The 7,660-nt window shown below is 61.5% G+C and carries 8 protein-coding genes; 3 read left to right on the top strand and 5 right to left on the bottom strand.

Annotated features, from left to right (window positions below; genetic code table 11):
* Nucleotides 1-96: 96 nt before the first annotated feature.
* From EI290_RS05470 to EI290_RS05460, 3 genes are all read right to left on the bottom strand, one after another.
* Complete coding sequence (locus EI290_RS05470; protein WP_125427530.1) at nucleotides 97-393, bottom strand: HAD domain-containing protein; 297 nt, start codon at nucleotides 391-393, stop codon at nucleotides 97-99.
* Between the two features lie 18 nt (nucleotides 394-411).
* A complete protein-coding gene (locus tag EI290_RS05465; protein ID WP_125427528.1) occupies nucleotides 412-903 on the bottom strand; it encodes a nuclear transport factor 2 family protein in 492 nt (163 codons plus the stop codon).
* A 68-nt stretch (nucleotides 904-971) separates the two neighbouring features.
* Nucleotides 972-1,325, bottom strand: coding sequence for a DUF5713 family protein (locus EI290_RS05460; protein WP_125427526.1), 354 nt, complete (start codon nucleotides 1,323-1,325; stop codon nucleotides 972-974).
* 158 nt (nucleotides 1,326-1,483) lie between these two features.
* On the opposite strand from EI290_RS05460, the gene EI290_RS05455 reads away from it, so the two are divergent.
* On the top strand, nucleotides 1,484-4,918 hold the full coding sequence (locus tag EI290_RS05455; RefSeq protein WP_125427524.1) for an AAA family ATPase: 3,435 nt from the start codon (nucleotides 1,484-1,486) through the stop codon (nucleotides 4,916-4,918).
* A 109-nt stretch (nucleotides 4,919-5,027) separates the two neighbouring features.
* On the opposite strand, the gene EI290_RS05450 is transcribed toward EI290_RS05455, so the two are convergent.
* Both EI290_RS05450 and EI290_RS05445 read right to left on the bottom strand, forming a co-directional pair.
* Nucleotides 5,028-6,095, bottom strand: a complete 1,068-nt coding sequence (locus tag EI290_RS05450; RefSeq protein WP_125427522.1) for a DUF6687 family protein — start codon at nucleotides 6,093-6,095, stop codon at nucleotides 5,028-5,030.
* Nucleotides 6,096-6,155: 60 nt separating this feature from the next.
* Nucleotides 6,156-6,476, bottom strand: coding sequence for an HNH endonuclease (locus tag EI290_RS05445; protein ID WP_246008859.1), 321 nt, complete (start codon nucleotides 6,474-6,476; stop codon nucleotides 6,156-6,158).
* Nucleotides 6,477-6,695: 219 nt separating this feature from the next.
* Between EI290_RS05445 and EI290_RS05440 the strand changes: the two genes are divergently transcribed.
* Together EI290_RS05440 and trxA are read left to right on the top strand one after the other, a co-directional pair.
* Nucleotides 6,696-7,136, top strand: a complete 441-nt coding sequence (locus EI290_RS05440) for a hypothetical protein (RefSeq protein WP_125427520.1) — start codon at nucleotides 6,696-6,698, stop codon at nucleotides 7,134-7,136.
* Between the two features lie 161 nt (nucleotides 7,137-7,297).
* Nucleotides 7,298-7,606 carry a thioredoxin gene (gene trxA, locus EI290_RS05435; protein WP_125427518.1) on the top strand — a complete coding sequence of 103 codons (309 nt, stop codon included), beginning with the start codon at nucleotides 7,298-7,300 and terminating at the stop codon, nucleotides 7,604-7,606.
* Nucleotides 7,607-7,660: the final 54 nt, after the last annotated feature.

The following is a 7,660-nucleotide window of genomic DNA, read 5'->3' as shown; positions in this document are numbered from 1 at the left end:
CCTGGTTAGCCTGCTTTCGCCGCGTGGTCGTTGATTACGAATTCACTCCCGCTAGCCATGTTGCTTGGCTATTACTAGCTAACATCACTATGTCGCTCAATCGGGTCTGAATTCCCAAACACGCTCTAAATTAATCGGATTCATTTCATTAATTTTTACAATATTACTTGCTACCACGCCTCTTGCCTCGAACAATAGATACCACTGCTCTAAAGAAAAATTTATTCTATGTGTGGTTGTTAGCACAATAGACGAATTTGTTGCAGAAATAATATCAGCTAAATTTTTCGATGCATTTTCATCAAATTTCAAGAATCCATCGGCTAACACTTCCGCTTTTCGCCAGATTGGTGTCGTCACCAATACTCCATCAATATCGAGTAAAATTTTCATAAATCTATTGACAGTATATCAATGCCCATAACTCACTACCCGCGTCACCTGCCACCGCCCGTCGCGTAGGCGCCACACCATCATATTCTTGAACGTGCCGCAGTCGTCGCGGCCGTTTTCCACGTGGCAGAAGCGGTGCTGATAGGTTTCCACGGCGCCGTAGTTGTGGATGGGGTACACCTCCAGGGTGCCGGGCACGAGCTGGCGGTTGAGGCCGGTGGTTTTGTTCTGCTCGAACAGATTCCGGAAGCCCTGCATGGTTTGCTGGAAGTCGGCCAGACCGCCCTTGTCGTGGTAGAACTCCAGGTCTTCGGCGAAGAAGGTTTGCAACTTGGCCACGTCTTGCTGGTTGAAGGCCACGAACATCAGGCTGTCCTGCCGGGCAATGGTGCGGTACAGCTCCGGCGACACCGGCGGCGGGGTTGCGGAAGCGGCGGTTGTGGCGGGGCGTACCGGCGCGCAGGCCCCCGTGAAGAGCAGAAGCAGCGTGGCCAGCGGCAGGTATTTCATCGGGGCAGTAAATGATGGTGGAAGTGGGAAGATAGGCTGTGAATGTGTAGCGTATTATTCGGCAGACTCTACCACTCTCTGGTGGCTATCAGTTCTTCTACGTCGGCCTCAAAACCATAAGCCTTTGCTACAAATTCGAAGTCCTCTGCAATACACTCGCGCGCGCCCGTTTCTATTTCACTATCCGCTTCATCAAACGCCTCCTGCAACTCATTGAATTTATCCGTTGCCGCGTGGGTCAACTCGTACAAATCGTCTAGTGATTGGGGTTGCTGCCGTTCGATTTCGAAGCACAACCCTACCAAAATGGTTTTGCCTTTGTCTACCAGCTTGTTTGGAAAGTACTCGTCCTGGTACATATCCTGTAGGAAAGTATACTTTCTGACTGCTTCATTTTCGAGATTATCCTGTTTTTTGGCCATGCGTATCTGAGGTATAGTGATGCTCAAATAACAGACTTCTGCTGTCCCTGTACAAACGCACAGCAGCCATCCGAAAGGCTTAAAGCTGGCCTACAAGCCGTAACTTGCCGGCTAATTGGGCGCGCAACGGATTGCGCCAATCCCGGTTTTGCTTCCTGATGAAAATTCTTCGCGTCCGTTTCTTCAACCTCAATTCCCTGCGCGGGGAGCATGCCGTTGATTTCAGCCAGACTCCCCTTTCCGACGCGGGCCTGTTTGCCATAACCGGCCCCACCGGCGCGGGCAAAACCACCATCCTCGACGCCATTACCCTGGCCCTCTATGGGCAGGTGCCCCGGCACGAGAGCAGCGGGCCTGAGCACGTGATGAGCCACGGCACCGGGGAGAGTTGGGCCGAGGTGGAGTTTGAAGTAAACGGGCAGCAGTACCGCAGCAAGTGGGGCCAGCACCGGGCCCGCCGCCGCCCCGAAGGCCCGCTTCAGGACCCCAAAATGGAGCTGAGTGAGCGGAAAATGGCCGAGGACGGCACCGAAACCTGGCCCTTCCTGGAAACCTATAAGTCGAAGGTGCCCCCGCGCGTGTCCGAGCTGAGCGGGCTGGAATACAAGCAGTTTCTGCGCTCTGTGCTCCTGGCCCAGGGCGACTTCACCCGGTTCCTGAAAGCGCCGGCCGGCGAGCGGGCCCAGCTGCTGGAAAAGATTACCGATACCCGCAAATACTCCGATATTTCCCGGGCGGCGTTTGAGCGGGCCAAGCAGGAAAACCTAGTGGTCGAGCAGCTGCGCCAGGGCCTGGAGGGCGTCGCGCTGCTTTCGGCGGCGGAGGTAGAGTTTCTGGCGGGCGAAGTGCAGGACCTGACCGGGCAGCTGGCTGCGGCCACCGCCACCCAGGAGCAGCTGCGCGAGGCGCGGCAGTGGCACCGGCGCCTGCAGGAGCTGCGCCAGAAGCTGCACACCACCCGTCAGCGCCAGCAGCAGCTTACCGCCCAAACCGAAACCCTGGCCCCCTTGCGCCAGCGCCTGGCCCTGCACCAGCAAGCCGCCCCCTTCGCCACCGCCTACGCCCTGCTGCGCCAGACTGACGAGCAGTTGGCACGCCTGCAGCGGGAAGTGGAGCAGCTGCGCACCCAGCTGCCCCAGCTGCAGGCACGCCGCGCCGCCGCCGAAACGGCCCGTACCGCCGCCCAGCAAGCCCACGAAACGGCCACCACCACCTACAAAACCCAGGAACCCAGGCTGCGGGAGGCCGAGCAGCTGGATCTGCTGATGGCCGAGGCCCGGCGTCAGCTCACGCAGGGCAAGGACGAGTACGAGGAGAAAAACGAGCAGTGCAAGCGCCTGAAACTGGCGGCCGAGCAGGCAGGCCAGCGCGCCGGTATTCTGCGGGAGCAGGTGAAAGAAACGGAAAAGTGGCTGCTGCTGAATGCTGTGGTGAGCGAGCTGGCCGCCGACCTGCCCGAGCTGTCGGCCAACCTGCAGCAGTGGGCTGGCCTGAAAACCACCCTGGGCCAGCTAAGCCAGCGCCTGCACGAAGCCCGGCAGCGCCAGCAGCAGGCCGCCACCGAAGCAGCCACCCAGCAGCAGGCCGCCGAGGGGGCCCGCCAACTGCTGCGGGCCCACACAGCCCGTTTTGAGGAAGCCAGCACGGCCCGCGACGAGTGGTTGCAGCGCCTGCACTACCACGTACGCAGCCTCCATCAGGAGCAGGAGCAGCAGCAGCAGCACTGGGACGACCTGCGGCGCAGCCTGCAGATGCAGCAGCTGATCCTCTCGCACACCGAAACCCGCCAGCTGCTGGAAACGGGCAGGCCCTGCCCCGTGTGCGGCGCCACCGAGCACCCCTACGTGGCCGGCGTGCTGGGCGTAAGCGAAGACTCGTTTCAGCGCGACCTGCAGCGGGAAGAGCAACTGAGCCAACAGGTGCGGGCCCTGGGCACGCGGTTCAACCGCCTGAACACCTACGTAACCATGCTGGAGCAGACGGGTCCGGCACCCGCGACAGCCCCTGCCGGCACTATTCAGCTGCTGCCCGAAACCGCCGAGCGAAGCGCCGCCGAGGAAGTAAAGCAGCTGGTGCAGACGCTGCGGGAGCTGCGGGAGCAGCTCACCACCGCCGACCAGCACCTGCAGCAGGCCCAGACCCGGCACGAAGCCGCCGTGCGCCACCACCAGGCCTACACCGAAGAAGCCGCCAAACTGCAGCAGGAGCTAACCGACGCCGAAGACCAGGTACTGCCCGTGCGGGCCACCATCCAGAGCCAGGCCCAGTACTTCAGCCTGCCGTTCGGCAACGAAAACGGGCAGGCCCTGATGGAGCTGGCCCGCCAGCGCATTGCGGAGTTCGAGGTGAAAACCCGGCAGCTCAACACGGCCCGGCAAGAGCTGGGCGGCGTGAGCGTGGAAGCCGCCAAAGCCGAGGCTGACCAGCAGGAGCTGCAAGCCTGGCTGAAAGTCCGCAAGCAGGGGCTGGTGGATCAGCACGCGGCTATTCAGCGCCAGCAGCAGCAGCGCACTGAATTGCTGGCGGAGCCCAACGTAGCTCAGGTGCGGCAGCAGCTGGAGCAGGCCGTATACACCACCGGGCAGCAGCGCCAGCAAACCGAGCAGCAGCAGCAACAGCACGAAACGGCGTACACGGTGGCCGCCGGCACCCTGCAGCAGCGCGAGCAGGACGCCGGGCTCCAGGAGCAGGCCCGGCAGCAGCAGCACGCGGCCCTGGTAGCGGACCTGAGCGCCGCCGGCCTCACCCCCAACCCCGCCGCCCTGCCCGCCCTGCTCCTCCCCGACCCGGAACTCCAGACCCTGCACAACCAGCTGCGCCGCCACGAGCAGGAAGTAGCCCTGGCCGCCGAAGCACTGCAGGAAACCGCTGCCCTGCTGCAAACCGAGGAGGAGCGCGCCCTTACCCCGGAGCCGCCGGAATACATCGACCAACAACTGGCGACTATTACCCAACAGCTAGCCACGCTAAACCAGCAGCTGGGCCAGCGCCAGGAGCGCCTGCAGGCCCACCAGGCCGGACAGCAGCGCCACGCCGCCCTGGCAACCCAGCTCGAAAAGCAGCAGCAGGAAGCCGCCCGCTGGCGGCAGCTGGCCGAAGTCATTGGCTCAGCTGATGGCAAGAAGTTCAGCGAGTTTGCCCAGGGCCTCACCCTGGCCCGCCTCGTGGACCTGGCCAACCGCCACCTGCACCGCTTCACCGACCGGTACCGCATCCTGCGCAACCCCGAGCAGCACCTGGACCTGCTGATTCAGGATGATTACCAGGCCGGGGCCGTGCGCACCATGAATTCGTTGTCGGGCGGGGAGAGTTTTCTGGTGAGCCTAGCCCTGGCCCTGGGCCTCTCGGAGCTGGCCGGCCGCCGCACCCAGATAGACACCCTGTTCATCGACGAAGGCTTCGGAACTCTCGACCCCGACACCCTGGACGTGGCCCTCTCGGCCCTGGAACTGCTCCAGGGCACCGGCAAAACCATCGGCATCATTTCCCACGTCGAGGGCCTGAAGGAGCGCATCACTACCCAAATCAGCGTGCATAAAGGCGCCGGGGGCGTAAGCTCCCTGCGGGTGCTGGGGTTTGGGGAGGAAGTGTAACTGGTTGATTACAGAAAGCTGTCATTCCGAGCGAAGCGAGGAATCTGGGTCTAACTCCTGATGTATAACCCAGATTCCTCGCTTCGCTCGGAATGACAGTGCAGGTAGCTCAAGCCTGCTCGGGCTGTCCGGCTGCCCGGATTTCGGCCCAGGTCCAGTAACGGCGGGGCTCAACGCCGACGTAGCCTGCCCGGAAAAACTTCACTACTTCTTCCTCCACCTGCGCGGGTGGAATGGAGGATGCGTGAATGGGGCGCTGGTCGGGGTCGGCGTAGCGCTGCACTTTGCTCAGGGTTTTGCCGCCCAGGCGCAGCAGAGGGCCAGTATCGGTGATGCCGTCGAAGGTCCAGCGCCGGGCGGTAGTTTCCAGGGCGTTCAGGCGGGCCGTAAGCGCATCCAGGGGCAGACGCGGGAGGGTGGGCCGGCTTTCCAGGTCAATCCAGGTGGTGTATTTGTACTCGAACTCGTAGCGCTGCCCCTTGTAGAGGCTCAGCACCATATCGGTGCCGACGGTGGCCCCAAACAGCGCGTAATAGGGCAGCGGCTCCGGCGTCCGGACCACCGTCAGCCCGATTTCCGGGTAACGGCGCACGGTGGTGCCGGGGTGCTGCATGGCGGCTACTCCCTGCCGAACCCTTGCGTACTCCGGCTCCCAGGCAGCGCGGCCGCTTTCAGGGTTTTCCAGCACCCCGGCAAAGCGGGGCAGAAACCAGTTGAACTTTTCCGCCGAGGCCTCATCCTCGCGCCGGCGCCGGGCCGGGGCCCCGAAGGGCTCATAGAACCGGGCTTTTTCCTCGGCATTCAGCCAGCACACCAGCTGCAGGGCCTGGTCGGCCAGCGGGTCCTGCCAGTCAGTTTCCCGGAAGTCGCCGAGAGTAGCCACCAGGCGCAGCAGGTGCTCATGGTGCAGGGCCAGCTCGGGGTTCAGCAGTGCCCATATGCCCACAAACCCATCAATATCAAAGTGGTTGGCCGTAACGGCTTCGGCCTCCAGGCCAGGCGTGTGGGGCTGATGCAGGGCCCGCAGCACCGAGCCGACGCTGGTGTCGTCGCGCAGGGGTGCGGGCGTGGCGGCCCCGCGCCAGTGCGCCAGCGTGAGGCTGGCTCCCAGGCCCGTGCTATCCACTACAATAGTCGGCTGCTGCCGTAGCTGCCGGAAAGGCACGAAGTATTTCACCGGAAGTCAGATCAGTTAACTCCGCCCAAAGGTAGCAGCCCGGTCGGCTGCACCAGTCCCTCAGCGCCGGGCCCGGCGGTTGCTGATGCGCTCCACCCGGCTACGGCGCACCCAGTGCAGATAGGTTTGGAGCTCCTGGGCCTCGCGCAGACTTTCCACGGTATTGTACTGCCGGGCTAGCTGCCGGTTGCTCAGCAGCAGATGAATAGTACTATGGCAAGGCTGACACAGCTCCACGGTGGGGCCATGGCGGCCACCTTCCTCCCGGGGCACTAGGTGGTGGCGGGAAGTTTGCTGCACAGCTCGCTCACACAAACCGCAATGGGGCCCGCCGGCACCGGGCGCGGGGGCCGCCGGCCACTCAATTCGCTTCTTTCGCATCGGGCAAGCAGCTACTTACGGGGAGCCTCATGCTACTGGTTTGACAATCAGGCCTGAATTTTTCCAAAAGCGGCACAAAATTTTGTTGGAGTTGTCGGATATCATTTATATTTGATTGCACCTCAGTTGTATGATCAGGCGAAGTGGGCAATCAACTGGTGTTCTTCTCTTCTTTTGTTTTTGTTTAAAAGTCGGCGTTTCACCTTTATCGTCTCTCGTATGCGCGTTTCTACTCCTGCTCTCCCCCTCCGCCGCTTCCTGCAAACCATCGGCTTCTTGTTGGCGCTGGTAGTTTTCTCGCCCACTCAAGCCAAGGCCCAAACCTGGCTGGTGTCTACGGATGCCTACGTGAAGATTGGGGTAATGGATAAGTTTGGCCAACTCGGCGGCTATACCGCCAAATTTGTAGTTATTAACCAGGAAACCGGCAAAGAATACGTGCTTGTAAAGCAGGTACCCAAAGGCCAGAACGGCATCGACGTGATTTTCCCTTCGGAAGCCACAGAAGCCGAATACTTCAAAACCGAGCGGGGCGAAGCGGGCCGGGCCCAGCCGGGCCGTTACACCTGGGAGTGCCAGGTAGGCGGAAAAAAAGTGGTTGGTGGCCGCTTCGGTTTTTCTGAAGTCGCAAATGATGTTACCTTGGTGGGCAAGAATTAACTCCTCTTCACCCACACTCACCCACACCCAGAAGCCCAGTGTTGCAGCACTGGGCTTTTTTTGTGGCCTAACTGCCCGTTTGGGCCGCTTATCGTTCCCACCTAACTACCGTATAACGGGTACTCCGGCCGCACGGGGCGGCGGATATAGGTAGCAGCTGTATGCCCAAAAAGTCCTTTTCCGAGTTGATCAACAGCCCAGGGATGCCCGTGCTGGTAGATTTTTATGCCGACTGGTGCGGCCCCTGCAAAACCATGGCGCCCATTCTGGAGCAGGTAGCCAACCAGCACCAGGGCAAGCTCAAAGTCATCAAGATAGATGTGGACCGCAACCAGGCCGTGGCCCAGCAGTTTCGGGTGCAGAGCATTCCCACCCTCATTTTGTTTCAGCAGGGGCAGCCGGTGTGGCGGCAGGCCGGCGTAGTATCCGCCGCCCACATCAGCCAGGTGGTGCAGGGCGTACTGCGCTGAAACCCGCCGTACCGCGGGCCGGAAATAAAAATCCGCCCGGTGGGCCGGTAGCGT

The sequence above is a fragment of the Hymenobacter metallilatus genome, assembly GCF_003944705.1.
GTDB classification, from domain to species: Bacteria; Bacteroidota; Bacteroidia; order Cytophagales; family Hymenobacteraceae; genus Hymenobacter; species Hymenobacter metallilatus.
Note: the sequence above shows the minus strand (reverse complement) of the source record. Positions and strands in the feature narration are given on the sequence as shown.